The organism is Thiohalobacter thiocyanaticus, from assembly GCF_003932505.1.
Classification (GTDB): Bacteria; Pseudomonadota; Gammaproteobacteria; order Thiohalobacterales; family Thiohalobacteraceae; genus Thiohalobacter; species Thiohalobacter thiocyanaticus.
Map to the genome: position 1 here is coordinate 2,831,516 of NZ_QZMU01000001.1, position 26,421 is coordinate 2,857,936.

The window sequence follows — 26,421 nt, forward strand, 5'->3', positions numbered from 1 at the left end:
TGGCGCTGTTTCAGGCGCAACCCGCAGGGCTGGGGCTGATTTTCCGCCCAGCGGCGTTATCATTCGCTCATGTAGAATAACTACACTTCGCTCATTCTGCCTTGCTGGACGAAAAATCAGCCCCAGCAGAGGCGATTGGATTAGTGTTTACAGACCCTAGCAAGCGGTGAGTATTCCATGTCTGAATCGGAAAAACCCTGTCTGTTCTGCCGCCAGCACGACAAGGTGCTGGAAAACGACCTGGCCTGGGCCAGCTACGATACCTATCCGGTCTCACCCGGCCACATGCTGGTCATGCCCAAGCGCCATGTGGCGGACTACTTCGACATGACCCGGGAGGAGAAGGTCGCCGTCATGGAACTGATCGACGAGGTCAAGGCGATCAACGACCGGGAACGCCAGCCCGACGGCTACAACGTAGGTGTGAACTGCGGCCCCGCCGCCGGTCAGTCGGTCATGCATGTGCACATCCACGTCATGCCCCGCTACTGGGGGGACATGGAGAACCCGCGCGGCGGCGTGCGCGGCGTGATACCGGACAAGCAGAAATACGTGAAGCAGCAGAGTGCCTGATCCACGGGAGGCGGGTATGCAGGCGACAGCGGAATTCCAGGTGGTGCCCATCGGCGACGGGGTCTCGGTCCGGCCCCGGATCATGCGGGTGGTGGAACTGCTGCAGGGGCGGGATTTCGTCATTGAGACGCATGCCTCGGGCACCAACATCCAGGGCGAGCTCAGCGCCATCCTGGCGGCGGTGGAAGAAGTCCACCAGGTGCTGCATGACGAGGGCACCATCCGGCTGGTGAGCTATCTCAAGCTCGAGACCCGCACCGACAAGGCCCCCGACCTGGCCGGCAAACGACTGTGAGGATGGTTCGTGACGCTGACGGGACGAGATGAGCAAAGTTTTTTTTAAGAAAACTCGGATGAATCCGCCAGGCCGGCGAAGCCGCATCCAGGGAGACGCCCCCCCCCCCCCCCCCCCGGGAGCCCGGCCGGCGCCGGGAAGAACGAAAGAAATGAACTCCTGAATAAAGCGCGGCGGCGCCGCGCCGGTGCCGCCGGCGGGGATCCGCGCCACGCAAAAGTGCTGAAGGGACGACACCAAGGCAGGCAACTGGAACACTCGCCTTAATGAGACAGGGTACTGAGCCGACGCTTCTTCCGCGGACGTGCGCGCCGGAGCGGCCCCGCTGGCGGGAGAGAAACGCGACCGATCCCAGCCATCGAGCGGCACAGAGGCGCAGCCGGGGTGGACGCCGCCACCGCAGGTTGGCACGGTAACAGTACGGACACTGTCCCCCTTCTGCAGCAAGGTACGACCACCTGCGGGTACTGTCACTCAACATCGAACTGCGCGATGCCCAGCACGACCTCGAACACCGACAGGTGCTCGAAGCCGGCGGCGGCAAGGTCCAGGTCCCTGCCTGCGCATCGAGGAAGATGACGGTCGCGTGTCCTGGCGTGTACGAATCCGATGCCATCAATCAGTACCTGCATACCCGCTTCGGTTAGCGAGCCGTCATTGCGAGGCGCGTAGCGCCGCGGCACAAGCGAGCTTGCGAGCGCAGAACGCCTTTATGCCCCATGGGTACGCAGGGCGGTCCTTTATGCCCTATGGGTACGAAGGGGTGAGCGTAGCGAATAATCCCCAACCGACTGATGCTGCTGTGCGAGATTGCTTCGCTACACCCCAAGGGCACTTTGTCACTTCGTTCGGGCGCGCTCGCAATGACAGGATTGTTTGAACTGATCAGGGGTTCCTTGGTTTACTAATGAGAACGTAAGTTAGACGCCACTCAGGGCTTCAAGCCGCGTCTGCATCAAGGCGCGGTGCGCCGGGAATGGCCTAGCCCTTGCCAAGATTAGAAAAAAGCCTTTCCGGTTTGTTGTCGCGAGTGAGGAGGAACCATGTACTTCAGAAGCATTCTGCTCCTGCCGCTCGTCATGCTGCTGCTGGCCGCAGGCTGTGGCCGGGAACCGGATTCCGAGGCGTCCTACCGTGACCTGGACGCGATCCGTGAATCCGGCAAACTGGTCGTCCTCACCCGCAACGCCCCCACCACCTGGTACATCGGCCGCGACGACGCGCCCACCGGCCCCGAGCACGACCTGGCCGAGGCCTTCGCCGCCCATCTGGGCGTCGCGGTGGAATTCCGGGTCAAGGAGGGCGTGCCCGGGATCCTGGATGCGCTGGAAGCGGGTGAAGGCGATCTGGCAGCGCCGGGCCTGACATCATCCTCGACAGCCGGCGTGACCGGTTCGCCTTCGGCCCCGCCTATCAGGATGTCACCCAGCAGGTGGTGTGCCGGCGCGACAATGTGCAGCCGGAGACGGTGGCGGAACTGGCGGGTCTGAAACTCGAGGTGCTGGTCGACAGCAGCTACAGCCGGCGGCTGCAACAGCTCGGGAAGGATCATCCGCAGCTGGAATGGCAGGAGACCACGGAGCACACACCACCGAAGAGCTGTGGCGCGCGGTCTGGGAGCGCGAGCTGGACTGCACCGTGGCCGATTCCACCATCGTCGATATCAACCGCCGCTACTACCCGGAACTGATCACGCCCATGAACCTCTCCAGGGCCCAGTCCCTGGGCTGGATGCTGGCGCGCGGCAACCGTTCGCTGCAGCGGGCCGTGGATGACTGGTTCCGGGAGTTCGCCGCCAGCATCCAGCCCAGGGCCGCCTTGCCGGCCTGCAGGAACGCTACTATGGTTTCTTCGAAGTGTTCGACTATGTGGATATCCGGACCTACATCCGCCGCATCGACGCCCGTTTTCCCGAATACCGTGAACTGTTCCGGCAGGCGGCGGAGCGATACGATCTGCCCTACACGGTGCTGGCCGCGCAGGGCTATCAGGAGTCGCACTGGAACGCCCGGGCCCGGTCCCCGACCGGGGTGCGCGGCATCATGATGCTGACCCTGAACACGGCCCGGGCGATGGGGGTCGACAACCGCCTCGATCCGAAGCAGAGCATCTTCGGCGGGGCCAGGTACCTGGCCCGGATGATGGATCGCTTCTCCGAAGAGGTGACAGGCGAAGACCGTATCTGGCTGGCGCTGGCGGCCTACAATGTCGGTCGGGCCCCACTGCACGATGCCCAGACCCTGGCGCGGCGGCTGGACCTGAGCCCTCATCACTGGCGCGACATCAAACAGGTGCTGCCGCTGCTGGCGAAGAAGGAATACTACAAGGATCTGAAATACGGCTATGCCCGCGGTACCGAACCCGTCCGTTATGTGCAGCGCATCCGCGAATACCGGCATGTGCTGGAGAATCACCTGGAGTGAGGCCCGGCGGGGTGTCAGAGGGGAGTTGAACCATGCGTTCTGACCGCCGCCGCTTCCTGCAGGGGCTGGCCGGTCTGGGTGCGGCACTCGCCCTGGGCCCGGCCCGCGCCGGTTGCAAGGCACGGCATACCCGTTCCATTCCGGGCAGCAGCGAGGCCATTCCGGTCATCGGCATGGGCACTTGGCTGACCTTCGGCATCGACCCCGACAACGAAAGCGCGCTGACGCAGCGCACAGCCGTGCTGCGTACCCTGCTGGAACAGGGCGGCGGGATGGTCGATTCCTCGCCCATGTACGGGACCTCCGAACAGGTCGTCGGCCGCTGCCTGGAGCGCATCGGTCGTCACCGCGGCCTGTTCGCCGCCACCAAGGTCTGGACCACCACCGCCCGCCAGGGCTATGTCCAGATGGAACATTCGAAGGCCCTGTGGGGCCTGCCGCGACTCGACCTGATGCAGGTGCACAACCTGCTGGACTGGAAGACCCACCTGCCCAACCTGTTCGCCATGAAGGATCGGGGCGAGATCCGCTACGTGGGCGTGACCACCTCTCATGGCCGCCGGCACCAGGAACTGATCCGCATCATGCAGCGAGAGCCGCTGGATTTCGTCCAGTTCACCTACAATGCGCTCGACCGGGAGGCGGAGGACACCCTGCTGCCCCTGGCCCGCGACCGCGGCATGGCGGTGATCGTCAACCGGCCCTTCCGCCGCGGCGCCTTGTTCGAGCACATCGGCCGCGCGCCGCTGCCGGGTTGGGCGGCCGAGATCGACTGCGACAACTGGGCCCAGGTGCTGCTGAAATTCATCATTTCGCATCCGGCCGTGACCTGCGCCATCCCGGCCACCCGGCGGGTCGACCACCTGCGGGAGAACCTGGGCGCGGCCTGCGGCGCGCTGCCGGATGCGGCCATGCGCCGGCGGATTGCGCAGCATGTCGCCGGTCTGTAGCGTGTGACGGGCAGACGGGGACCGTTCCGCCTTCTATACTCCTGCACCAGATGCACATGAATATGGGGAGTCGTTCATGATCAAACTCACTGTCAACGGAGAGTCGCATTCACTGGATGTCGATCCCGACATGCCGCTGCTGTGGGCGCTGCGCGACGTGCTGGGCCTGACCGGCACCAAGTACGGCTGCGGCATCGCCCGCTGCGGCGCCTGTTATGTGCACATGGACGGCCACAGCCTGCCGTCCTGCGTCACCCCGGTGAGCGCGGCCGAGGGCAAGGCCATCACCACCATCGAGGGCGTGGATTCCGACACGGCGCATGCGGTGCGCACGGCCTGGGCCGAGCTGAACGTGGTCCAGTGCGGCTACTGCCAGTCCGGCCAGATCATGAGCGCCATCGATCTGCTGGGACGCAATCCCGATCCGGACGACGCGGACATCAACGATGCCATGCAGGGTAACCTGTGCCGCTGCAACACCTACGCCCGCATCCGCCAGGCGATCAGGCAGGCTGCCGCCTCACTCCGTGCGCAGGGAGGTGAGGCATGAACGCGCCCTTCAGGCTTACCCGTCGCCAGTTCCTGATCCGCAGTCTGTCCACCGGCGCCGGGCTGACCCTGGCCCTGTACCTGCCCGGCTGCGGCCGCGAGGCCGAATCCGGCGCCGCCGGTCCCGGTCAGGCCGGGGAGCGGGTCGCCCCCGCGGCCGAGTTCGAGCCCAACGCCTTCGTGCGCATCCTGCCCGACGACCGCGTCGAGGTGGTGATGAAGCACCTGGAGATGGGGCAGGGGACCTTCACCGGGCTGGCCACCCTGGTGGCCGAGGAACTCGACGCCGACTGGTCGCAGATCGTACCGGTGCCGGCACCGGCCGATCCCGAACGCTACAACAATCTGCAGTGGGGCAAGCTGCAGGGCACCGGCGGCAGCACCGCCATCGCCAATGCCTACACCCAGATGCGCCAGGCCGGCGCCACGGCGCGCCATATGCTGGTACAGGCCGCCGCCGCCGAATGGGGCGTGCCGGCCGCGGAGATCCAGGTCAGTAAGGGGATGCTGAGTCATGCGGACAGCGGCCGTACGGCGCGGTTCGGCGAACTGGCCGCGGCGGCGGCCGACCAGCCGGTGCCGGACGAGGTGCTGCTCAAGGAGCCGGAGGAGTTCAGCCTGATCGGCACCTTCCTGCCGCGGCTGGACAATGCGGCCAAGCTCGATGGCAGCGCCGCCTATACCCAGGACATCCAGCTGTCCGACATGCGCGTGGCGGTGGTGGCGCATCCGCCGCGCTTCGGGGCGAAGGTCAAGGGCTTCGACGCTGCCGCGGCGAAGCAGGTCAAAGGGGTCACCGAGGTGCTCGAGATCCCCACCGGCGTGGCCGTGCTGGCCGCCGACACCTGGAGCGCGATCAAGGGCCGCGAAGCGCTGCAGGTGCAATGGGATGAATCCGGCGCCTTCCGCATGAGCAGCGAGGAGATCCTGGCCGACTACCGGGACAAGGCCAGAGGAGAGGCCGCGGTCGCGCGCAGCGAGGGCGATGCCGCCGGCGTGCTGGAGAATGCCTCCACCCGTCTGACGGCGGCCATGCATATGCCCTATCTGGCGCATGCCGCGATGGAGCCGCTCAACTGCGTCATGCAGCTCACCGACGATGGCTGCGAGGTGTGGAACGGCGAGCAGTTCCAGACCGTGGATCAGCAGAACGTGGCAAAGGTGCTGGGCCTGAAGCCGGAGCAGGTGAAGATCAACATGCTCTATGCCGGCGGTTCCTTCGGCCGGCGCGCCAATCCGCATTCGGACTACCTGGTGGAGACGGCGCATATCGTCAGGGCCGCACAGGAGCGGGGACCGGTGAAGCTGGTCTGGACCCGCGAGGACGACATGCTCGGCGGTTACTACCGGCCGTTTTATTACCATGAGCTCGAGGCCGGCCTGGACGGCGAGGGCATGCCGCTGGCCTGGCGTCACCGCATCGTCGGCCAGTCCATCATGGCCGGTACCGTCATGGAGGGCGGCATGGTCAAGGACGGGGTGGACGCCACCTCGGTCGAGGGCGCGGCCAACCTGCCCTATGCCATTCCCAATCTGGAGGTGGATCTGGTCACCACCGAGCTGCCGGTCACGGTGCAGTGGTGGCGTTCGGTGGGCTCGACCCACACCGCCTTCGCGGTCGAGACCTTCATCGACAGACTGGCCCGCGCCGCCGGCCGCGATCCGGTCGATTACCGCCGTGGGCTGCTCAAGGACCATCCGCGCCACCTTGGCGTACTGGAACTGGCCGCGGAGAAGGCCGGCTGGGGTCGGCCGCTGCCCGAGGGCAGGGCGCGCGGCGTGGCGGTGCACGAGTCCTTCAACTCCTATGTGGCCGAGGTGGCCGAGGTCAGTGTCGGCGACAACGGGCGCATCAATGTGGAGCGGGTGGTGATCGCCGTGGACTGCGGGGTGGCGGTCAATCCCGACAATATCCGCGCCCAGATGGAAGGCGGCATGGCCTTCGGCCTGGCCGCGGCCCTGATGAGCGAGATTACCCTGGAGGACGGTCTGGTGGTGCAGTCGAACTTCGATGGCTACGAGGTGCTGGCCATCGACCGCATGCCCGAGGTCGAGGTGTACATCGTGCCCTCGACCGAGCCGCCCACCGGCGTGGGCGAGCCGGCCACGCCGGTGATCGCGCCGGCCGTGGCCAATGCACTGAGCGTACTCACCGGCCAGGACTTCGATCGTCTTCCGCTGCGCCTTGCGGTCTGATTGATGTTATGACTGAGCCTCGCATCTGCAGTGACGATTACGGGATTCTCACCTCGGCACGCGACTGGCTGGCCGCCGGCCGCGAGCCCGCGCTGGTCACGGTGCTGAAAACCTGGGGCTCATCGCCGCGCCCGCCCGGTTCGCTGCTGGTCATGTGCCGCGACGCCGGTCATGCCGGTTCGGTCTCCGGCGGCTGCGTGGAGGCGGATCTGCTGGAACGCTACCGGTCCGGCGAGCTGGGGGAATTGCCCACCCGCGTCGACTATGGCGTCAACCGCGAGGAAGCGACGCGCTTCGGCCTGCCCTGCGGCGGACGGCTGGAACTGCTGGTCGAGGCGCTGACCGATGCCGCCCAGCTGGATGAATTGCTCGCGGCCATGGACGCGCACCGGCTGCTGGCCCGCGAGGTCGATCCGGCGAGCGGCAGGGTGCGGCTGCGGCCGGCCGGTCCGGAGCCGACGTTCGCCTGCGGCGAGTCGGGCGTCACCCGGGTGTTCGGACCGGCCTGGCGTATGTTGCTGATCGGGGCGGGGCATCTGTCCCAGTATGTCTCCCGCCTGGCGCTGATGCTGGATTTCGACGTCATCGTCTGCGATCCCCGGGAAGAGTACGCGCGCGACTGGCAGGTGCCAGGAACCCGTCTGGTTACCCTGATGCCCGACGATGCCGTCGCGGCCTACACGGGCCATCCGCGCAGCATTGTGCTGGCCCTGACCCACGACCCCAAGCTGGATGACCTGGCGCTGCTGGATGCGCTGGTGTCCGACGCCTTTTATGTCGGCGCCATCGGCTCGCGCCGCAACTGCGAGCTGCGGCGCCGACGCCTGCGTGACATGGGGCTGCCGGAGTCGCAGCTGCAGCGCCTGTACGCCCCGGTCGGCCTGCCCATCGGCAGCCACACTCCGCCCGAGATCGCCGTCTCCATCCTGGCCGAGATCACCGCCCTGCGTAACGCCGCGGCGCCCTCGGCAGGCGCGCGCAGCATCACCGCCGCATGAGCCGGCCCGTGGGTATCCTGCTGGCGGCCGGTCAAAGCCGCCGGTTCGGAACCGACAAGCTGCTGCACCCATTGCCGGACGGCACACCGCTGGCCCTGGCCGCGGCCAAAAACCTGTGCCTGGCGCTGCCTGAAACCGTCGCAGTGGTGGCGCAGGCCGACTCCGCCGTGGCCGGGCTGATGCGCAATGCCGGTATACCGGTGGTGGTCAATGCCGGGGCAGAGGACGGGATGGGCACCAGCATCGCCTGCGGCGTGCGTGCCTGTGACCCGGTGGCGGGCTGGGTGATTGCGCTGGCGGACATGCCCTTCATCGAACCGGAGACCATCGTCAGGGTGGCAGCTGCGCTTACGGATAAACAGGTCATCGCGGCGCCTGCGTATGTGGGCAGGCGTGGCCATCCAGTGGGCTTTGGTGCAGGTTATTATGAGGCGCTGGCACAACTCGTTGGTGATCGGGGCGCGCGTGGAATCGTACAGGAGCACCGTGATCGCCTCCATCTGGTGCCGACGGACGACCCGGGAGTGCTGCGCGACATCGACCGCCGCGAGGATCTTTGACCCGATGCAGGTCGGGTCAGCCCGACATAAGCCGGGTTGTTATCTGTCGGGTTGCGCTTTTCAGGCCAACACGAACTATGTCACTATTTATCCTGGATTGTGCGCGTAGACAGGTTGTTTTCGGACTGGTTCATGATCGGTAAAGCATCAGCAGATTTTCCCCTGCCCGGGTTATCCGGTATGTCATGCCCCGGTGCTCCAGCGGTAAACCCGTGACCTGACACTGCTCAACAAGGCCGAATTCAATCAGTCTGCCCAGTACTGTATCCCGGCATGACGGATCGCTGGTGGATTCCTGCGTTGCAATCCATTCCAGGCATTTCCATTCCTCATCTGTCAGATGCATGGGGCGTGGTATCCAGTTACTGTTTCCGATACTGAATCCATGGATTGCGTCCGGATCTCCTGCGTTGACTCACTGCCGCCAGTAGGCCGGCAGGAACAGGATGAGCAGGGTGAATACCTCCAGTCGTCCCACCAGCATGCCGAATATTCCGAGCCATTTGACCGTGTCGCTGACATTGGTGAAATTGGCGGCCACATCGCCGAGTCCGGGGCCCAGCAGGTTGATGGTGGCCACCACGGCGCCCAGGGCGGATTCCAGGTCGAGCCCGGCGGCCATCATGGCCACCGTCAGCAGCAGGGAGGTGACGATATACAGAACATAGAAGCCCCAGACCGAAAACAGTACGTCTTCGGTGACCGGTCTTGCCCCCAGCTTGATCACGGAGATGGCCCTCGGGTGGGCCAGTTGGAACAGCTGTCTCAGCCCGAGTTTGGCCAGCAGCAGAATGCGCAACACCTTGATACCGCCCGCGGTTGAGCCCGCACAGCCACCCGTGAAGGACAGCATCACCAGGATCAGGGGAATGTGCAGCGGCCATTCGGCAAAGGTGGCGGTGCCGAATCCGGTGCTGGTGAGGATCGAGGCGACCTGGAAACTGGCATGACGGATCGATTCGACCCCATTGTAGACCTGGGTCCAGTACAGGCTGGCAGCGATGAACAGGGAGGCAAGGATGAAAATCAACCCGTAGGCACGGACCTCGGGGTCGCTCATGTACGGCATGGGCGAAAGCCGCCGCCAGACCACGAAGTGAATGGCGAAATTGATGCCGCCGGCGAGCATGAAGACGATCGCGATGGCCTCGATCAGCGGACTGTTGAAATAGCCGATGCTCAGATCATGGGGCGAGAAACCGCCGGTGGCGACTGTGGTGTAGGCATGGCTTACGGCGTCGAAGGGCGACATTCCGGCCAGCCAGTAGGCAAGCGCACAGGCGATGGTCAGTGACAGGTAGATGATCCACAGGGCGCGGGCGGTCTGGGCGATTCTGGGCGTCAGCTTCTCATATTTGCTCTACCCCGGAGGCCTCGGCACGGTACAGCTGCATGCCGCCAACCCCGAGCAGGGGAAGTATGGCAACAGCCAGGACGATGATGCCCATCCCGCCCAGCCACTGGATCTGCTGGCGGTGATACAGGATCGGAGGCGGCAGTTGATCCAGCCCGACGATGACGGTGGCGCCGGTGGTGGTGAAGCCGGAGATGGATTCGAATACGGCGTCTGTCAGGTTCAGGTGCAGTCCGAGGATGAAGGGCAGGGCGCCGATCACGCCCAGCACGAACCAGAACAGGGTAACGACCAGAAAGCCGTCCCGCACCGACAGCTCGTGGCGATACCGGAGATTGGGCAGCCAGAGCGCCAGACCCAGCACCAGAGACACCAGGGTGGAGCCGAGAAACACGGTCCATTGGCCATCCGCGTAGCCCAGCGCGAGACCCAGCGAGGGAATGAAGCCCAGGCTGTATATCATCAGCAGGATACCGATGAGCCGTATGACCGATCGCCAGTGCATCGGCTACGCGGGGTCTCTGCCGGGCCTGTGCGGCTGCAGACAGGGATGTGGATATGGCATTGTTATGCGTATCGTCAAGGCCGGACAGACCGATCCGTTCGGTGTCGCCAGGGCGTATTATGCCGCAAGTGAAACGGTGAGAGGAAATGACCGGTGCATTTCCGGTCAGGGCAGCAGCAGCTCCGGCACCCCGGCTGAGCGGGTGCCCGGCCGCGGGGGATTGTCGGCGGCGCGGAAGGTGAACACCACCGAGTATTTGGTGCGGTCGCTGAAGTTGCGGGTGGCGGCGTGCAGGGTGCGTGCGTGGAAGAACAGCACGTCGCCCGGCTCCAGCAGGGCGGGTGGCTGCTGCGCAATCAGCTCCCGGTTGGCCTCCAGGTCCTCGCGGAAGAATTCCTGTTCGTCATAGCGTTCACGCGCCAGCTCCAGCCGATGGCTGCCGGGGATCAGGCGCATGCAGCCGTTGTCCTCGCGTTCCGGGCCCAGGGCCAGCCAGACATTGACCAGATCGGGCCGGGCGAAATTCCAGTAGCGGGTGTCCTGATGCCAGCCGGTGTCGGAGCTGAACTGCGGTTGCTTGGTCATGATGCAGTTGTGGTGCGCCAGCGGCACGACCAGCTCCGGGCCGAGCAGCTGGCGCACACGGTTGAGCAGCGGGAAATGGGTGAGCCACTCGGTGAAGGCCCAGTCGCGCGACTGGGCGCGCAGCAGGCGGCGGACGGTGCGCCCCCCGGCCTGTTCGCGCGAGGCCGGGGCGCCCGGGTAGTGCAGATCGGCCTCGTATTCCACCGGCGGTATCTGCGCGGCCAGTTGGGCCTCGGCGACTTCCAGCAGGCGCTGATGCAACGCGGGCGGGGCCAGCCGCGGAACGATGACATAACCGTCGCGCTGGAACCGGGTCTGTTCCTCCGTGTTGAAGGCGTCGGTCAGGATGGCGGTGTCGGGCATGGCGGCGGCTGTCGGTCCGGCTGAGGGAAGAAAACCGGGGATGCCCCCCGGACCCGGGATTTTATCCTATTGCGGGTCGGGGATTACAGGGTTGGAGCAATGCAGGGGCCGGGGCTCAGCCGCTGCCGGCCTGGCGGGTGACGTCAACGTACAGGGTCAGCACCTGACCCGGCTGCAGGTAGCGGCGGCGGTCCAGGTCGTTCCACTGCTCGAGCTGCGAGATGCTGACCCGGAAACGCTGTGAAATGCGCGCCAGCGAATCCCCCTGGCGGACCCGGTAGCGCACCCGCTGCAGGGCGATGTTGGGGTTGGCCGCGGTGGGCGCCCGGGTCCAGACCGCCAGCTTCTGTCCGACCCGCAGGGTGTCGGTCGGGGCCATGGAGTTCCAGCCGGCCAGCTCGCGTACCCCGACCTTGTAGTGCCGGGCCAGGTCCCAGAAGCTGTCGCCCGGTCGTACCACGTGCACCTGCTTGTGGCCGGCGCGCTTGCGGTTCTGCAGTGCCAGCCTGCGTTGTCCGGCCGAGAGGCTGTAGCTGTCCAGCGCTTCCCGCGCGGTGGGAATGAGCAGGTGATCGCCGCGGCGGATGCGATGGTCCCTCAGCTGGTTGACCTCCTGCAGCAGGGCGACGGTGGTGTGATACTGCTTCGCCAGGCCGATCAGGGTGTCGCCGGCGCCGACCCGGTGGCGTTGCCACTGCACCTGCTGCTCCTCGGGCAGCCCTGCCAGCGCCTGGCGAAAGCCGGTGGCCGCCCCGTGCGGCAGCACCAGCCGGTGCGGTCCCTCGGGCGGGGTGGCCCAGCGGTTGAAGCCGGGATTGAGCCGGTAGATCGTCTCCAGCGGCAGCCCGGCCAGCTCGGCGGCCAGCGCCAGATCCAGCTGGCTGCCGGTCTCGACCAGCTCCAGGCGCTGGTCCGGGTCCAGCGGCGGCAGTTCCAGCCCGTAATCCCCGGGATGGGTGAAGACTTCGCGCAGGGCCAGCAGCTTGGGCACGTATTTTTCCGTTTCCCGCGGCAGGTCCAGGCTCCAGAAATCCGTGGCCCGGGAGCGGGCCTGGTTGCGCCGCTGGGCCTTGAGTACATTGCCCTCGCCGGCGTTGTAGGCGGCCAGGGCCAGCAGCCAGTCGCCGTCAAAGCGTTCACGGTTGGCCTGCAGGTAGGCCAGGGCGGCGTCGGTGGCGGCGACCCAGTCGCGGCGTCCGTCGTACCACCAGTTCTGTTCCAGGCCGAAGCGCCGACCCGTGGCCGGGATGAACTGCCACAGACCGGCAGCGCGGCCGTGGGAATAGGCGAAGGGGTTGAAGCCGCTTTCCACGATGGGCAGCAGGGCGATTTCGCTCGGCACCCCGGCCTGCTCGATCCGGTCGAGGATCCAGGGCAGGTAGGGTTCGGCGCGGGCCACCACCCGGTTGAGGTAGTCGGGGTGGCGTTTGAACCATTGCAGGTGCAGCTGGACCCGGCGGTCGTCGAGCCGGGTCGGCAGGGCGAAGCCCGCGCGCAGGCGCTCCCAGAGGTCCGACGTGGCCGGTGCCGCGGCGGCCGGCGCCGTCGGGGACAGTTCGGCGACAGGTTCGGCGATGGTTTCGGCGCACACTGGCGGGGGCGGGTCCGGAATCGGCTCCGGCGACCGGTGAGACCGGGTCTGCGGTCTGGGGTGTCCGAACCAGCGAGGTCTGACAGGCAGCCAGCGAGAACAGAAGACTGCACAGGGCGAGGTTTCGTATTGGTGTCATGCGCGCGCATCCTGACAGCGGGTCGGGTTGAAATCAAGCGGCCGGTCTCAGGGATACAACACCCGCCCTGGCCGTTCCGTGCCCCGGTTCCAAAAAACTGACACCGGCGCGGTATCTGGCTTTGGCACTGTGCCGGGCTGTATCATGCAAGCCCATGCAGCGGTTGAAAAAACGATCCCACAGCGTCAAATGTCCGCAACCGGTCTTTTCCGGGTTGCAAGAATGGTACCGGACCGCCCTGGGGCAGGCCCTGGAAGCGTCGGAACTGGCCGCGGTGCGGGATTGCCTGACCAACCTGTTCGGCTATCACCTGCTGACGGTGGCGCCGCCCTGGCAGGGCAATCCGCTGGACAGCAGCCGGGTCAGGCACTGCATCGTGCAGACGCCGGAGAGGATAGCGGACGGGAGCAGCCTGGTCAGTGCCAGTGACGCCTGGCCGGTGGCCGGCGACAGTCTGGATGTCATCCTGTTGCCGCATGTGCTGGAATTCGCGGCTGACCCGCACCAGATTCTGCGCGAGGCCGAACGCTGCCTGATCCCGGAGGGACATCTGGTCATTCTCGGCTTCAATCCCTGGGGCATCTGGGGCGGACGCAGCCTGTTCACCCGCTGGCGCGGCCGGCTGCCCTGGTGTGGACGCTTCCTGGGCGTGTCCCGGCTGCGCGACTGGCTGGCGCTGCTTGGCTTCGACACCCTGGCGGTGCAGCCGCTGTGTTACCGTCTGCCGATCAACCATGCGGGTCTGCTGGCGCGGACCGCCCTTCTCGATCACCTGGAAGGGGCCGGTCATGTGCCCGGCAATGCAGGCTTTCTGCTGCTGGCCCGCAAGCGGGTGGTGGGTATGACGCCCATCCGTCCGCGCTGGCGGCCGCGACGCAGTTTCCTCTCTCCCGGCATGATCGAACCCACGCGCCGGAGCTGACACCCATGAACAAGGACAACAATTCAGTCGAGATCTTCACCGACGGTGCCTGCCGCGGTAACCCGGGACCCGGCGGCTGGGGCGCGGTGCTGCGCTACGGCGGCCACGAACGCGAGCTCTACGGCGGCGAGGCCCACACCACCAACAACCGGATGGAACTGCTGGCCGCCATCCGGGCGCTGGAAGCCCTCAAGCGCCCCTGCCAGGTGCAACTGACCACCGATTCGCAGTACGTGCGCAAGGGCATTACCGAGTGGCTGCCGAACTGGAAGCGCAAACAATGGAAAACGGCCGCCGGCAAGCCGGTCAAGAACGCCGATCTGTGGCGCGAGCTGGATGAACTGGCGGCCCGACATCAGGTAGACTGGCACTGGGTGCGCGGCCACACCGGTCACCCGGAGAACGAGCGCGCCGACCAGCTGGCCAACCGCGGCATCGACGAGTTGGCGGACTGATGTGACGATGGTGGCAGCAACGCAGAGGACGCAGAGGCGCGAAGGTTTATGAAAGCTTTACTGGCTTTGCGCCTCTGCATTATTGCCGGTAAATGTAGGTCGGGTTAGCGCAGCGTAACCCGACATGTACCGCGAAGCGTCGGGTTACGCCCTTCGGGCTAACCCGACCTACGGGCTAACCATGGATATTTTCCGTGTTAGTCCGTGTGCTTCCGTGGCTGATTTGATGCACTGAAGGATAACCAAACATGCGCCAGATCGTGCTGGACACGGAAACCACCGGCCTGGAACCCAGTCAGGGGCACCGGATCATCGAGATCGGCTGCGTGGAGCTGGTCAACCGGCGTCACACCCGCCGCAGCTTCCACCAGTACCTGCAGCCGGACCGCGAGATCGATGAGGGAGCGATCGAGGTCCACGGCATCACCAACGAATTCCTGGCCGACAAGCCGCGCTTCGCCGACGTGGTGGAGGACTTTCTGGCCTTCATCAAAGGCGCGGAGCTGATCATCCACAATGCCCCCTTCGACGTGGGTTTCATCAACCACGAGCTGTCGCGGCTGGGCGCGGAGCACGGTCGGCTGGAGGATCACTGCACCGTCCTGGACACCCTGGAGCTGGCGCGGCGCCTGCACCCGGGCCAGAAGAACAACCTGGATGCCTTGTGCCGGCGTTACGAGGTGGACAACTCCAACCGCGAGCTGCACGGCGCGTTGCTCGACGCCGAGATCCTGGCTGACGTCTATCTGGGCATGACCGGCGGCCAGACCAGCCTGACGCTGGAGGGCCAGGAGGCGGCCCAGGCCGGGCAGGGCGGGGCGCAGGCCATCCGCCGGCTGGATCCGGACCGGCCGCCGCTGCCGGTGGTGCGGGCCACTCCGGACGAGGCGGAGGCCCACCGGCGTTACCTGGAATCCATCGCCGCTGCCGGCAGCTGTGCCTGGCTGGAGCTGGAAGCCACCCCCGGTGGCTGATTCCCCTGGCGGTTACAGAAAAGGTGCAGGCGGGCCGATATCCGCCTTTGCAGAATAAGATCAGACAAAAGAGGTAAACAGGATGTTGAAACTGGAACAGGCCCGGATCGCGGTGGTTGGGCTGGGTTATGTCGGTCTGCCGCTGGCGGTCGAACTCGGCAAACGCTACGACACCCTCGGCTTTGACATCAATGCGGGGCGCATCGCCGAACTGCGTCAGGGCCATGACAGCACCCTCGAGGTCAGTGACGAGGAGCTGCGCCAGGCCCCGCGACTGAGCTACACGGATGATAGCGCCGACCTCGCCAGGGCCAATGTCTACATCGCCACTGTGCCCACTCCCATCGACGACGCCAAACGCCCGGACCTGCGGCCGCTGGAAGGGGCCAGCCGCACCATCGGCCGCGCGCTGAAGCCGGGCGATGTGGCCATCTTCGAGTCCACGGTCTATCCGGGGGCGACCGAGGAGGTCTGCGTGCCGATCATGGAGGCCGAGTCAGGCCTGAAGTTCAACCAGGACTTCTTTGTCGGTTACAGCCCCGAGCGCATCAATCCGGGGGACAAGGAACACCGGGTGACCAATATCCTCAAGGTCACCTCGGGCTCGACCCCGGAGGCCGCCGAGTTCGTCGATGCCCTGTACCGCTCCGTGATCACGGCCGGCACCCACAAGGCCAGCAGCATCCGGGTGGCCGAGGCCGCCAAGGTGATCGAGAACACCCAGCGCGACGTCAACATCGCCCTGGTCAACGAGTTGGCGCTGATCTTCAACCGCCTCGGCATCGATACCGAGGAAGTGCTGAAGGCGGCCGGCACCAAGTGGAATTTCCTGCCCTTCCGGCCCGGTCTGGTCGGCGGCCACTGCATCGGTGTTGATCCCTATTATCTGACCCACAAGGCGCAGCAGATCGGCTATCACCCCAGCATGATCCTGGCCGGCCGGCGTGTGAACGACGGCATGGGGGCCTTCGTGGCCGGACAGGTCATCAAGCTGATGACCAGGAAACGCATTCACGTGGCCGACGCCAACATCCTGATCATGGGGCTGGCCTTCAAGGAGAACTGCCCGGACCTGCGCAACACCCGGGTGGTGGACGTGGTCGCTGAGTTCCAGGGCTACCATCCGCGCGTGGATGTCTACGATCCCTGGGTCGACCCCAACGAGGCGCTCGAGGAATACGGCATCGAGGTCATTGATGCGCCCGAACCCGGCAGCTACGACGCCATCATTCTGGCCGTGGCGCACAGCCAGTTCGTGGAGATGGGGGCCGATCGCATCCGCGCGCTGGGCAAGCCGGACGCGGTACTGTTCGATGTCAAATACGTGCTGCCACCCGACACGGTAGATGGGCGGCTCTAGTTTTTTCAACGCAAAGGCGAAAAGAACGCAAAGGTCATTATTAGAAATGCCTTGCTTGCTCTGCGCCTTTGCGCCTCTGCGTTGAGGTTTGAATGTTTATGGAACCCCAGGCAGGGGTTTCGCAAGGGAGAGAATAATGAAGGTTCTGATTACGGGTTCGGCGGGATTCATCGGTTCGGCATTGTCGCTGCGGCTGCTCGAGCGCGGCGACGAGGTGGTCGGTATCGACAATCTCAATGACTATTACGATGTCAGTCTCAAGCAGGCGCGTCTCGACCGCACCCTGGGCCATTCCGGTTACACCGATGTGCGCATCGACCTGGAAGACCGGGAGGGTATCGCCCGCGTATTCGAGCAGCACCGGCCGCAGCGGGTGGTCAATCTCGCCGCCCAGGCCGGCGTGCGCTACTCGATCGAGAACCCGCTCGCCTATGTCGACACCAACCTGGTCGGCTTCGCCAATATCCTGGAGGGCTGCCGCCACAACGGCGTCGAGCATCTGGTCTATGCCTCCAGCAGTTCCGTGTATGGCGCCAATACCAAAATGCCATTTTCGGTGCATGACAACGTGGATCACCCGGTCAGTCTGTACGCCGCCTCCAAGAAGGCCAACGAGTTGATGGCGCATACCTACAGCCACCTGTACCGGGTCCCGACCACGGGACTGCGCTTTTTCACCGTCTACGGTCCCTGGGGACGGCCCGACATGGCCCTGTTCAAGTTCACCCGCAGCATCCTCGCCGGCGAACCCATCGATGTCTTCAACTACGGCAGGCACCGGCGTGATTTCACCTTCATAGACGATATCGTCGAAGGCGTGATTCGTACCCTGGACCGGGTGCCCGAACCCAACCCTGACTGGAGCGGGGATGCGCCCGATTCGGCTTCCTCCACCGCCCCCTACCGGCTGTACAATATCGGTAACAATCAGCCGGTAGAGTTGTTGCATTACATCAAGGTCCTGGAGGACTGCCTGGGCCGCAAGGCGGAGATGAACATGCTGCCGCTGCAGCCCGGTGACGTGCCGGATACCTATGCCGATGTCCAGGACCTGGTCAATGATGTCGGCTACAAACCCGCGACCACGGTCGAGGATGGGGTGGCGCGCTTTGTGGACTGGTATCGCGACTTCTACCGCAGCTGAATGCCGGGGAGGGCGCAGAGGTGGTGCAATCCCTCCAGACACTGCTGCAACATCCCGCCTTCGTGGAAGGCGTGCAGTGGCGCCGGGCCGAATATCCGGCGAACCACTGCCTGTTCCGGGCCGGTGAGCCCGGCGGCGACATCTTTGTACTGCTCAGCGGTGCGGTTCGCGTCACCGGTAATGTCAGCCTGGACGACGAGCGGCATATTCGTCCCGGCGTATGCGATCTGGAATCGGGTGCCGTGTTCGGTGAACTGGCGCTGTTCGATGCCGGCCCGCGTTCAGCCAGCGTAACCACCCTCACGCCGGTGGAACTGGCCGTGATCGACGGGGCGGAACTGCTGCGGTTTTTCGAGGCCCACCCCGATACAGGCTATATGGTGCTGCGTGAAATCATCGAGATGCTGGTGGCCCGGCTGCGACTGACCAACGACAAGGTCTGGTCGCTGCTGGCCTGGGGGCCTGAAGGTGCATTCCATCGATCGGCTGTTGTGATTGTGGTTAAATATCCTACAGGGTCGCCGATACCCCCATAGAGTCCGAACTATAATAAAGTCGTATCCGTGATGCGGCTTTCAATGAGGTGACAATCCCGGCGGGATGCCCCGCATTCCGCCATGGAACGGCATAATGGCTACGATCAGGATATTCCGCCACTACATCCCAACGGCCTTTCTCTACCTGGCGGTGCTTGAAGGCGTGTTCTTCTTCCTCGCCTTCGAATGGGCCGTGGCCATCCGGTTCTGGGAATCGGATCCCGCCACCCTGGCCAGCGTGCAGCCGGTCTGGCCCAAGGCGATCGTCTTCTCGCTGGTGCTGGTGCTCAGCATGGCCGGGATGGGCCTGTACGAGCGGCGTACCCGCGACGGCTTCGAAGGCCTGCTGCTGCGCGCAATGGCCAGCTTCGCCCTGGGCCTGGTGCCCCTGGCCGTTATCTTCTACCTGGCGCCGGAGCTGTTCCTGGGCCGCGGCGCGCTTGCCATCGCCTATTCCATCAGCCTGCTCGGACTGGTGCTGACCCGCGGCCTGTTCCTGCGCCTGGGCGACCAGTCCATGCTCAAGCGCCGGGTGCTGGTCCTGGGCACCGGTAGAAAGGCCGCCCTGATCACCCGCTACCGTCGCAGCAGCGACATGCGGGAACTGCATCTGGTTGGTTTCGCCCGCATGGGCGATGCCGAGGAACACATCGAACCCGAACGCATCCTGGATATCGACAGCCCGCTGGCGGAATACGCCATTGATCATGATATTGACGAGATCGTGGTGGCGGTGGACGATCGCCGGCGCGGCCTGCCCGTGCACGAGATCCTGGACTGCAAGATGAGCGGCGTGCATGTGGTCGACCTGCTGAGCTTCTTCGAGCGCGAGATGGGTAAGATCAAGCTCGATGTGCTGGACCCTAGCTGGATGTTCCTCTCCGACGGCTTCCGCGGCGGGGCCGTCCGCGCCTATCTCAAGCGCCTGTTCGATATCGTCCTGGCCGTCCTGCTGCTGCCCCTGCTGCTGCCCCTGATGCTGGTGGTGGCCGTTGCCGTTTTCATCGAGGGCGGGTTGCGCGGCCCCATTCTGTATCGCCAGGTCCGGGTCGGCGAGAACGGCCGGCCGTTCCGGATCGTCAAGTTCCGCAGCATGAAGACGGATGCCGAAAAGGACGGCGCCCAGTGGGCTACCCGCAACGATACCCGGGTGACCCGCGTGGGCGCCGTTATCAGAAAGGTCCGCCTGGACGAGCTGCCGCAGATCTTCAATGTACTCGGGGGCAACATGAGTTTCGTCGGACCGCGTCCCGAACGCCCGGAGTTCGTGGAGCAGCTGGCGGAGAAGATCCCGTATTACAACGAGCGCCACCGGGTCAAACCGGGCCTGACCGGCTGGGCGCAGATCTGCTACCAGTACGGCGCCTCGGAAGAGGACGCCTTCGAGAAGCTGCAGTACGACCTGTACTACGTGAAGAACTACAGCCTGCTGCTGGATCTGATGATACTGGTGCAGACCGTCGAGGTGGTTCTCATGGGCAAGGGTGCCCACTGACGCGGCGCCCGCGCAGGCTGTGCTGCCGCATCCTCCCGTCATTGCCTGCCGGGCACGGCAATTCCATAATGCAGATATCCGGGCGGGGACACTGCCGTGCCGGCGGCTGATCCACCGGACCCCGCCGGGTGATCAGTCTGAGGCCGCAGTCCCCGCCCGGGGTCGCTCAAACCGTCTGGGGGGACAGTGAGCATCGGAGTATACAGCTACGGACTGGCCGCCCTGGCCTACCTGATCCTGGCCCTGGTACTTGCCAGCGGCTGGCGCGGTCGCCTGCAGGGCGGGGTGCTGCTGGTCGGGGTCGGCATCTCGGTGCTCTGGGCGCTGCACGGCATGCTGGTCGCGGCGGGCTACACGCTGGCAGAGGGTCTGATCCCCACGGCCGAAGCGCTGCGTTTCATCGGCTGGTTCATCTTCCTGTTCGGGATCCTGCGTACCCAGCGCGGGTCGGCTTCGTTTTTCGGCGCCTTTTCCCCCTGGCCGCTGGCCGCCTACGGGTTGTCTGGCATGCTGGCACTGCTGCCGCTGGTTCCGGTCTCCGTGTTCGACGCGATCCCCTTCAAACTCGTTTATGCGCTGTATCTCGGCTTGGTCGTGGGGGTGCTGTGGCTGATCGAAAACCTGTTCCGCAACACCAAATCAGACCAGCGTTGGGGCATCAAGTATCTGTGTTTCGGCATCGCCGGAATCTACATCTACGATTTCTTTCTCTATTCCAATGCGGTGATGTTCAATCAGCTCGATCCCGCGATCTGGCAGGCGCGCGGGGCGATCAACGCGCTGGCCGTGCCGCTCATTGCCGTCTCGGCCGCGCGCAATCCGGACTGGTCGCTGGATATCTTCGTCTCGAGACGGATGGTATTTCATACCGCCACCCTGATCGGCGCAGGCATCTATCTGCTGGTGATGGCCGCGGCCGGCTACTATATCCGCGCCGTGGGCGGCGAGTGGGGCGATGTCCTGCAGATCGTGTTCGTTTCGGCCGCCTTGCTGGGCCTGGCCGCGCTCCTGTTCTCGGGCCATGCCCGGGCGCAGTTGCGGGTCTTCTTCAGCAAGCATTTCTTCAATTACCAGTACGATTACCGTGAACAATGGCTGCGTTTCACCCGGACACTGTCCGCCTGCAAGCAGGAAGCGGACCCCAGGGTATGCGTGATCCGGGCTGTGGCCAGCATCGTCGACAGTCCGGCGGGGATTCTGTGGCTGTACCGTTCGGCCGGCGCCTTTACCCCGGTCGCGCACTGGAATCAGCCCTTCGAGTCGTCCTGGATGCTGGACGCGGACTCGGGCCTGGTACGTTTCGTCGAGGCCAACGGTTGGGTCGTCGATCTGCAGGAATGGCGTGAACAGCCCGGGCGTTATGCGGACATGCGTCTGCCCGGCTGGCTGCCGGAGATCCCCCAGGCCTGGCTGATCGTCCCGCTGCTCGATGGTAGAGATCTTATCGGGCTGATTTTCCTGGCAAAACCCCTGGCTACTGTGCGGCTCAACTGGGAAGTGATGGATCTGCTGAAGACGGCGACCTGTCAGGCCGCTGCCTATCTGGGGCAGCTCGAGGCCAACATGGCGCTGACCGAGGCCCGGCAGTTCGAGGGCTTTCACCGCTTGTCGGCCTATATTCTTCATGATTTGAAGAATATAATTGCTCAGCAATCAATAATTACCAAGAATGCCGCCAAGCATAAGCACAATCCGGCGTTTGTCGATGACGTGGTTGCCGTGATGGAACACTCGGTGACCAAGATGAACCGCCTGATGAATCTGCTGAAATCCGGACTGACCGAAAACCGTCCCCGTCCGGTCAGGCTGGATCGGCTGCTGGAATCGGTGCTGGAGGAACTGTCCGTCTATGAACCCCGGCCGCAGCTGGACAATCATGCCGCGGAGGTGGAGCTGACGGTCGATCCCGATCGCCTGCGCACCGCGCTGCGCAACATCGTCCAGAACGCCCAGCAGGCAACCACCCGCGAAGGCAGTGTCCTGATCAATGTGGATCGCGCCGAGGGTCATATCCGGATCAGTGTCCGGGACGATGGGGTCGGGATGGAACCCGAGTTCGTTCAGGAACGTCTGTTCCGGCCCTTCGACACCACCAAGGGGGACGTGGGCATGGGCATAGGCGCGTATGAAAGTCGTGAATACATCCGCTCGCTGGGCGGCGATATCCTGGTGGAAAGCCGCCCGGGCACAGGCTCGATCTTCCGGATCCTGCTCCCCAGCCCCGAGATGGAGCATGAGTATGTCGCCTGAACCGGGCGCGACCGATACGGCGCGGGAGAAGTGAGAGCAGCGGTGAACGCGAGGAAGAAAACACTCCTGATTGTCGAGGATGACCCCGGGCTGCAGAGTGCGCTCAAGTGGTCATTCGATGAGTTCGAGGTGGTTACCGCCAGCGACCGCGAGAGTGCCATCGCCCAGCTGCGCCGGTACGAACCGGCCGTGGTCACCCTGGACCTGGGTCTGCCGCCGGACCCGGGCGGGGCCAGCGAGGGACTGGCAACGCTGGGCCAGATACTGTCCATGGCGCCCAGGACCAAGGTGATCGTCGTCACCGGGAACAACGACAGCGAAAACGCCATCCGGGCCATTGCCGAGGGTGCCTGGCTGTTCTGCCAGAAACCGGCCGATCCGGAACTGCTGGGATTCATCGTGGATCGTGCCTGGCACCTGCATGAACTGGAAGAGCAGCAACAGAGTCTCAACCCGGCAGCCAACTCGCCCCTGTCCGGCATTATCGCGACCAGTCCCGAAATGCTGGAGGTCTGCCGCAAGATCGAAAAGGTCGCCCCCACCGATGCCACGGCTCTGCTGCTGGGCGACTCCGGCACCGGCAAGGAACTCCTGGCCCGCAGCCTGCACGAACTGAGTCCGCGCGCCGAGCAGCCCTGGATCGCGATCAACTGCGCGGCCATTCCTGAAAACCTGCTGGAAAGCGAACTGTTCGGTTACGAGAAGGGGGCCTTCACCGGCGCCAACAAGACCACGCCCGGCAATGTCGAATGCGCCAACGGCGGCACCCTGTTTCTCGATGAGGTCGGCGATCTGCCGCAGCCGCTGCAGGCGAAACTGCTCAGATTCCTGCAGGAAAGGGTGATCGTCCGGGTCGGGGGCAGGAAGGAGATTCCCGTGGACGTGCGTGTGATCTGCGCCACCCACCGGAATCTGCAGGAACGGATCCAGCAGGGCGCCTTCCGTGAGGACCTGTATTACCGGATCAGCGAAATCAGCATCACCATTCCCGCCCTGCACGAGCGCCAGGGCGAGACGGTGGTGCTGGCGAATTATTTTCTCAACCAGTATGCAGACCAGTTCCGGAAGAATTCCGTGCGTTTCTCGCCTGATGCCCTGGCGGCGATCGAGCGCTACAGTTGGCCCGGCAATGTCAGGGAACTGGAAAACCGGGTCAAGCGCGCGATCATCATGGCCGAGGGCAAACATATCACTGCCGCCGACCTGGAACTGGAGGCCGACGGCCAGGATGAGGCCCTGCCCTTCAACCTGCGTCAGATCCGGGAGGAGGCGGAGAGCAAGGCCCTGCTGCGTGCCTATCAGTACGCCTCGGGCAATGTATCCCAGGCGGCCGAGCTGCTGGGTATAACCCGCCCGACCTTCTACTCACTGGTGAAGAAATACAACCTGAACATCCAGGCGAAAATAGTATAATTACTGATGAGAAGGATGCCGACCATGCATGCCAGCACGAAACTTGTCTGCAGCCTGATACTGGGCTCGATGTTCTCCATGACGGCTGTAGCCGGAGATTATCTCCAGGATGCCCGTGATTACTATGACAGGAAGGAATACCGCGCGGCTGTGATACAGCTCAAGAATGCCCTGCAGGAGTCCCCCGACGATCGGGCCGCGCGTCTGCTGCTGGCGAAGATCCATCTCGAGACCGGGGATGCGGCCGCCGCGGAAAAGGAATTCAGACAGGCCCGGCGGCTGGGGGCGCCGCGCGAAGAATGGGTGCGTGGCCTGGCCCAGTCGATGCTGCTGCAGACCCGGTTCGACGCAGCACTGAACGAGATCGAGGTGGAATCCTCCGATGCGCCGGCATTGCAGGCCGATATCCTGGTCCTGCGCGGCCAGGCGCTGATAGCGAAGACCGAAGCGGAGCGGGCCGAGCAGCATTTCAAACAGGCGCTGGAACATGACGACAGGCACGCCGACGCCCATCTGGGGCTGGCCCAACTGGCCTTCAATGCCGGTGATTACGAGCGTGCGACCGAATTCGTGGATACGGCGCTGGATACCGATCCGGGTGCCTACAGTGCCCGTTTCATCAAGGCCCAGATACTCGCGGCGCAGAAACTCGAGACAGCCGCGGTCTGGTACGACAAGGCGCTGGAGGCGCGGCCCGATGACATCAGCGCCCGCCTGGGCAAGGCGAAATTTCTCATCACCCAGGGCGAGTTCGCGCAGGCGAAACCGGAAGTGGAACGATTGCGGGCGACGTTGCCTGACAGTCCACAGGTCAAGTACCTTGCCGGTCTGATCGACTTCAATGCCGGAAATCTCGAGCCGGCACGGGTCGCGTTCAATGATGTCCTTGCCGCCGAACCCAAGCATGCGCCGGCCATGCTGTTTCTCGGGACCATCCATTACCAGCGGGACAATCTCGATCAGGCCCTGTTCTATCTGCGGGATTACCTGGAATACGTCCCTGGCAACATACCGGCGCGGCAGATGCTGGGCAGCATTCACCTGCGTCAGGGCAAGGCCGGGGAGGCGATCGGGACCATGCAGCCGGGGGCGGACGCCGCCAAAGACAATGCCGGCTACCTGGCGCTGCTCGGCGCTGCCCACATGCAGGTCGGTGAGGTCGAACAGGCAATGCAATACCTGCAGCGGGCCAGGGAGATTGCCCCCGAAGCACTGCCGTTGCAGGCCCAACTCGCCATGGGGCAGATCCTGCAGGGTGACAGCAAGGCGGGCCTGGAGGGCCTGCAGGCGCTGACTGACGCTCAGGGCGGCATGGAATACGACCGCCTGCTGGTGATGTCCTACCTGGCTCTGGAGGATTATCCCAGTGCATTGAATGCCGTCGAGACGATGCGGGAAAAATATCCGGACAGTGTCGAGACGATCAACCTGCACGGCGTTATTCAGCTGGCAATGGAAGAGCGCGATGCAGCGCGAAAGACCCTGAAGGCGGCGATCGCGCAGGATGAGAGTTTCACCGCCGCCTATATCAATCTGGCCAATATCGAATTCCAGGATGGCAATCACGCCGAAGCTGCCGCCATTCTGGAACGCGCCCAGGCGCATGGGGCAAAGTCGGCGCAGATCCTCCTGGCGCGTGCCAGACTCGCCGAGGCAACGGGAGACCAGGCCGGCGCCGGCAGCTTGTACCGGCAGGCACATGAAGGCCACGAGGGCGAACTGCCACCCGGACTGGCCTATGCGGATTACCTGGCTCGCAGTGGCGATCCAGACAAGGCTACGGCGGTGCTGTCCGGTCTCAACCGCAGGCATCCCGGGGATCCCCGGGTGCTCGCCAGGCTGGGGATGGTGCAGCTCGACAGCGGCGATCTTGCCAACGCCGAGGCCAGTATCAAATCGCTGCTTGAAAAGACGCCGGAAAACGGCCATGCGCATTTCCTGCTCGGTCGCTTCCATCTGGCGCGTGACCAGGTCGACCAGGCCATTCCCGCCCTGGAGCGTGCGCTCGAGCTGGGGGTGGACGATATCCAGCCCCAGGTTCTGCTGGTCGAATCCTATGCGGCTCAGGGCCAGGATGAACAGGCGCTGCAGCTGATCGAGCAGACCAAGCAGGACTATCCGGCCATCGGGCTGGGCTTCGAGCTGGAAGGCGATTTCCACATGCGCAGGGAGGCCCGTGAGAAGGCACTCGAAGCCTACCGCCAGGCCTACGCGATCAGCGCGACACGGCCACTGATGACCAAGCTGTACCGCGTGCACAAGACGCTGGATCAGCCCGGGGCGGCGCGCGCCATACTGGAGAACTGGCTGCAGGACAATCCGGAGGATACCGGCATCCGGCTGGTCTATGCCTCCGAGTTGTCCCGGGTGGGAGAGACCGGGGCTGCGCTGCAACAGTACCAGACTGTCATCGAATCGCAGCCGGATAACCTGCCGGCCCTGAACAATGCCGCAGTCATCGCTGCGGACACGAATCCCGGGCTCGGGCTGGAATATGCCCGGCGGGCCTATGAGCTGGCTTCCTCCCGCCCCGAGATCATCGACACCTACGGCTGGCTGCTGCTCAGGAACGACCGCCTGCAGGAGGCGGAGCGGCTGCTGAAGGAGGCGGCGGTGCTGGCACCCCACATCCCGGATATACGTTATCACCTGGCCGTGGCCTACCATCGCAACGGCAAGGACAGTGCGGCCCTGCTCGAGCTCAGGGATATCGAAGACAGCTTCGATGCCCTGTCCGATGCCGCGCAGGCGCATTCTCTGTACCGGAAACTCAACGGCAAGAACTGAAACC

General features: G+C 64.5%; 23 protein-coding genes and 1 pseudogene. 19 read left to right on the top strand and 5 right to left on the bottom strand.

Going from position 1 to position 26,421, the window contains the following annotated elements:
- The first annotated feature begins 177 nt into the window (after nt 1–177).
- Nucleotides 178–573, top strand: coding sequence for an HIT family protein (locus tag D6C00_RS13240; protein WP_125182138.1), 396 nt, complete (start codon nt 178–180; stop codon nt 571–573).
- A 16-nt stretch (nt 574–589) separates the two neighbouring features.
- The gene (locus D6C00_RS13245) at nt 590–868 is read left to right on the top strand and encodes an MTH1187 family thiamine-binding protein (RefSeq protein WP_125182139.1); all 279 of its coding nucleotides are present in this window, start codon (nt 590–592) and stop codon (nt 866–868) included.
- Between the two features lie 470 nt (nt 869–1,338).
- Here D6C00_RS13245 and D6C00_RS16610 read toward each other — a convergent pair whose 3' ends face one another.
- Nucleotides 1,339–1,500, bottom strand: coding sequence for a hypothetical protein (locus tag D6C00_RS16610; protein ID WP_158675424.1), 162 nt, complete (start codon nt 1,498–1,500; stop codon nt 1,339–1,341).
- Between the two features lie 411 nt (nt 1,501–1,911).
- On the opposite strand from D6C00_RS16610, the gene D6C00_RS15840 reads away from it, so the two are divergent.
- From D6C00_RS15840 to D6C00_RS13280, 7 genes are all read left to right on the top strand, one after another.
- Nucleotides 1,912–2,358, top strand: coding sequence for a transporter substrate-binding domain-containing protein (locus tag D6C00_RS15840; protein ID WP_206609573.1), 447 nt, complete (start codon nt 1,912–1,914; stop codon nt 2,356–2,358).
- Nucleotides 2,359–2,724: 366 nt separating this feature from the next.
- Nucleotides 2,725–3,291 (top strand): transglycosylase SLT domain-containing protein, encoded by a 567-nt coding sequence (locus tag D6C00_RS15845; RefSeq protein WP_206609574.1) that lies wholly within the window; start codon nt 2,725–2,727, stop codon nt 3,289–3,291.
- 32 nt (nt 3,292–3,323) lie between these two features.
- Nucleotides 3,324–4,241 carry an aldo/keto reductase gene (locus D6C00_RS13260; RefSeq protein WP_125182140.1) on the top strand — a complete coding sequence of 306 codons (918 nt, stop codon included), beginning with the start codon at nt 3,324–3,326 and terminating at the stop codon, nt 4,239–4,241.
- Between the two features lie 76 nt (nt 4,242–4,317).
- The gene (locus D6C00_RS13265; RefSeq protein ID WP_125182141.1) at nt 4,318–4,791 is read left to right on the top strand and encodes a (2Fe-2S)-binding protein; all 474 of its coding nucleotides are present in this window, start codon (nt 4,318–4,320) and stop codon (nt 4,789–4,791) included.
- Entirely contained in the window at nt 4,788–6,986 is a 2,199-nt protein-coding gene (locus D6C00_RS13270) for a xanthine dehydrogenase family protein molybdopterin-binding subunit (protein ID WP_125182142.1), read from the top strand. Before D6C00_RS13265 ends, D6C00_RS13270 begins: the two co-directional genes overlap by 4 nt.
- Nucleotides 6,987–6,994: 8 nt before the next feature.
- A complete protein-coding gene (locus D6C00_RS13275) occupies nt 6,995–7,984 on the top strand; it encodes an XdhC family protein (RefSeq protein ID WP_125182143.1) in 990 nt (329 codons plus the stop codon).
- Nucleotides 7,981–8,544 carry a nucleotidyltransferase family protein gene (locus D6C00_RS13280; RefSeq protein WP_125182144.1) on the top strand — a complete coding sequence of 188 codons (564 nt, stop codon included), beginning with the start codon at nt 7,981–7,983 and terminating at the stop codon, nt 8,542–8,544. Before D6C00_RS13275 ends, D6C00_RS13280 begins: the two co-directional genes overlap by 4 nt.
- A 130-nt stretch (nt 8,545–8,674) precedes the next feature.
- Here D6C00_RS13280 and D6C00_RS13285 read toward each other — a convergent pair whose 3' ends face one another.
- From D6C00_RS13285 to D6C00_RS13300, 4 genes and pseudogenes are all read right to left on the bottom strand, one after another.
- Nucleotides 8,675–8,890: a hypothetical protein gene (locus tag D6C00_RS13285; protein ID WP_125182145.1), complete on the bottom strand. Its 216-nt coding sequence runs from the start codon at nt 8,888–8,890 to the stop codon at nt 8,675–8,677.
- Nucleotides 8,891–8,959: 69 nt separating this feature from the next.
- Nucleotides 8,960–10,403, bottom strand: a pseudogene (locus D6C00_RS13290) (TrkH family potassium uptake protein).
- A 165-nt stretch (nt 10,404–10,568) separates the two neighbouring features.
- Nucleotides 10,569–11,351 (bottom strand): phytanoyl-CoA dioxygenase family protein, encoded by a 783-nt coding sequence (locus tag D6C00_RS13295; RefSeq protein ID WP_125182146.1) that lies wholly within the window; start codon nt 11,349–11,351, stop codon nt 10,569–10,571.
- 115 nt (nt 11,352–11,466) lie between these two features.
- Nucleotides 11,467–12,942 carry a LysM peptidoglycan-binding domain-containing protein gene (locus tag D6C00_RS13300; RefSeq protein WP_125182147.1) on the bottom strand — a complete coding sequence of 492 codons (1,476 nt, stop codon included), beginning with the start codon at nt 12,940–12,942 and terminating at the stop codon, nt 11,467–11,469.
- Nucleotides 12,943–13,295: 353 nt separating this feature from the next.
- Between D6C00_RS13300 and D6C00_RS13305 the strand changes: the two genes are divergently transcribed.
- The 10 genes from D6C00_RS13305 (at nt 13,296) to prsT (ending at nt 26,417) form a co-directional block, all read left to right on the top strand.
- On the top strand, nt 13,296–14,003 hold the full coding sequence (locus tag D6C00_RS13305; RefSeq protein WP_158675425.1) for a methyltransferase domain-containing protein: 708 nt from the start codon (nt 13,296–13,298) through the stop codon (nt 14,001–14,003).
- A 5-nt stretch (nt 14,004–14,008) separates the two neighbouring features.
- On the top strand, nt 14,009–14,458 hold the full coding sequence (rnhA, locus tag D6C00_RS13310) for a ribonuclease HI (RefSeq protein ID WP_125182149.1): 450 nt from the start codon (nt 14,009–14,011) through the stop codon (nt 14,456–14,458).
- Between the two features lie 248 nt (nt 14,459–14,706).
- Nucleotides 14,707–15,432, top strand: a complete 726-nt coding sequence (dnaQ, locus tag D6C00_RS13315) for a DNA polymerase III subunit epsilon (RefSeq protein ID WP_125182150.1) — start codon at nt 14,707–14,709, stop codon at nt 15,430–15,432.
- 82 nt (nt 15,433–15,514) lie between these two features.
- Nucleotides 15,515–16,792: a Vi polysaccharide biosynthesis UDP-N-acetylglucosamine C-6 dehydrogenase TviB gene (tviB, locus tag D6C00_RS13320; RefSeq protein ID WP_125182151.1), complete on the top strand. Its 1,278-nt coding sequence runs from the start codon at nt 15,515–15,517 to the stop codon at nt 16,790–16,792.
- 136 nt (nt 16,793–16,928) lie between these two features.
- Nucleotides 16,929–17,936 (top strand): NAD-dependent epimerase, encoded by a 1,008-nt coding sequence (locus D6C00_RS13325; protein WP_125182152.1) that lies wholly within the window; start codon nt 16,929–16,931, stop codon nt 17,934–17,936.
- Nucleotides 17,937–17,956: 20 nt separating this feature from the next.
- Nucleotides 17,957–18,472, top strand: a complete 516-nt coding sequence (locus D6C00_RS13330; protein ID WP_158675426.1) for a Crp/Fnr family transcriptional regulator — start codon at nt 17,957–17,959, stop codon at nt 18,470–18,472.
- A 94-nt stretch (nt 18,473–18,566) separates the two neighbouring features.
- Nucleotides 18,567–19,967, top strand: coding sequence for a TIGR03013 family XrtA/PEP-CTERM system glycosyltransferase (locus D6C00_RS13335; protein WP_125182154.1), 1,401 nt, complete (start codon nt 18,567–18,569; stop codon nt 19,965–19,967).
- Nucleotides 19,968–20,153: 186 nt separating this feature from the next.
- A complete protein-coding gene (prsK, locus tag D6C00_RS13340; protein ID WP_125182155.1) occupies nt 20,154–22,217 on the top strand; it encodes an XrtA/PEP-CTERM system histidine kinase PrsK in 2,064 nt (687 codons plus the stop codon).
- A gap of 42 nt (nt 22,218–22,259) precedes the next feature.
- Nucleotides 22,260–23,630 carry a PEP-CTERM-box response regulator transcription factor gene (gene prsR, locus D6C00_RS13345; RefSeq protein ID WP_125182156.1) on the top strand — a complete coding sequence of 457 codons (1,371 nt, stop codon included), beginning with the start codon at nt 22,260–22,262 and terminating at the stop codon, nt 23,628–23,630.
- A 24-nt stretch (nt 23,631–23,654) separates the two neighbouring features.
- Nucleotides 23,655–26,417, top strand: coding sequence for an XrtA/PEP-CTERM system TPR-repeat protein PrsT (gene prsT / locus D6C00_RS13350; protein WP_158675427.1), 2,763 nt, complete (start codon nt 23,655–23,657; stop codon nt 26,415–26,417).
- The last annotated feature ends 4 nt before the right edge of the window (nt 26,418–26,421 follow it).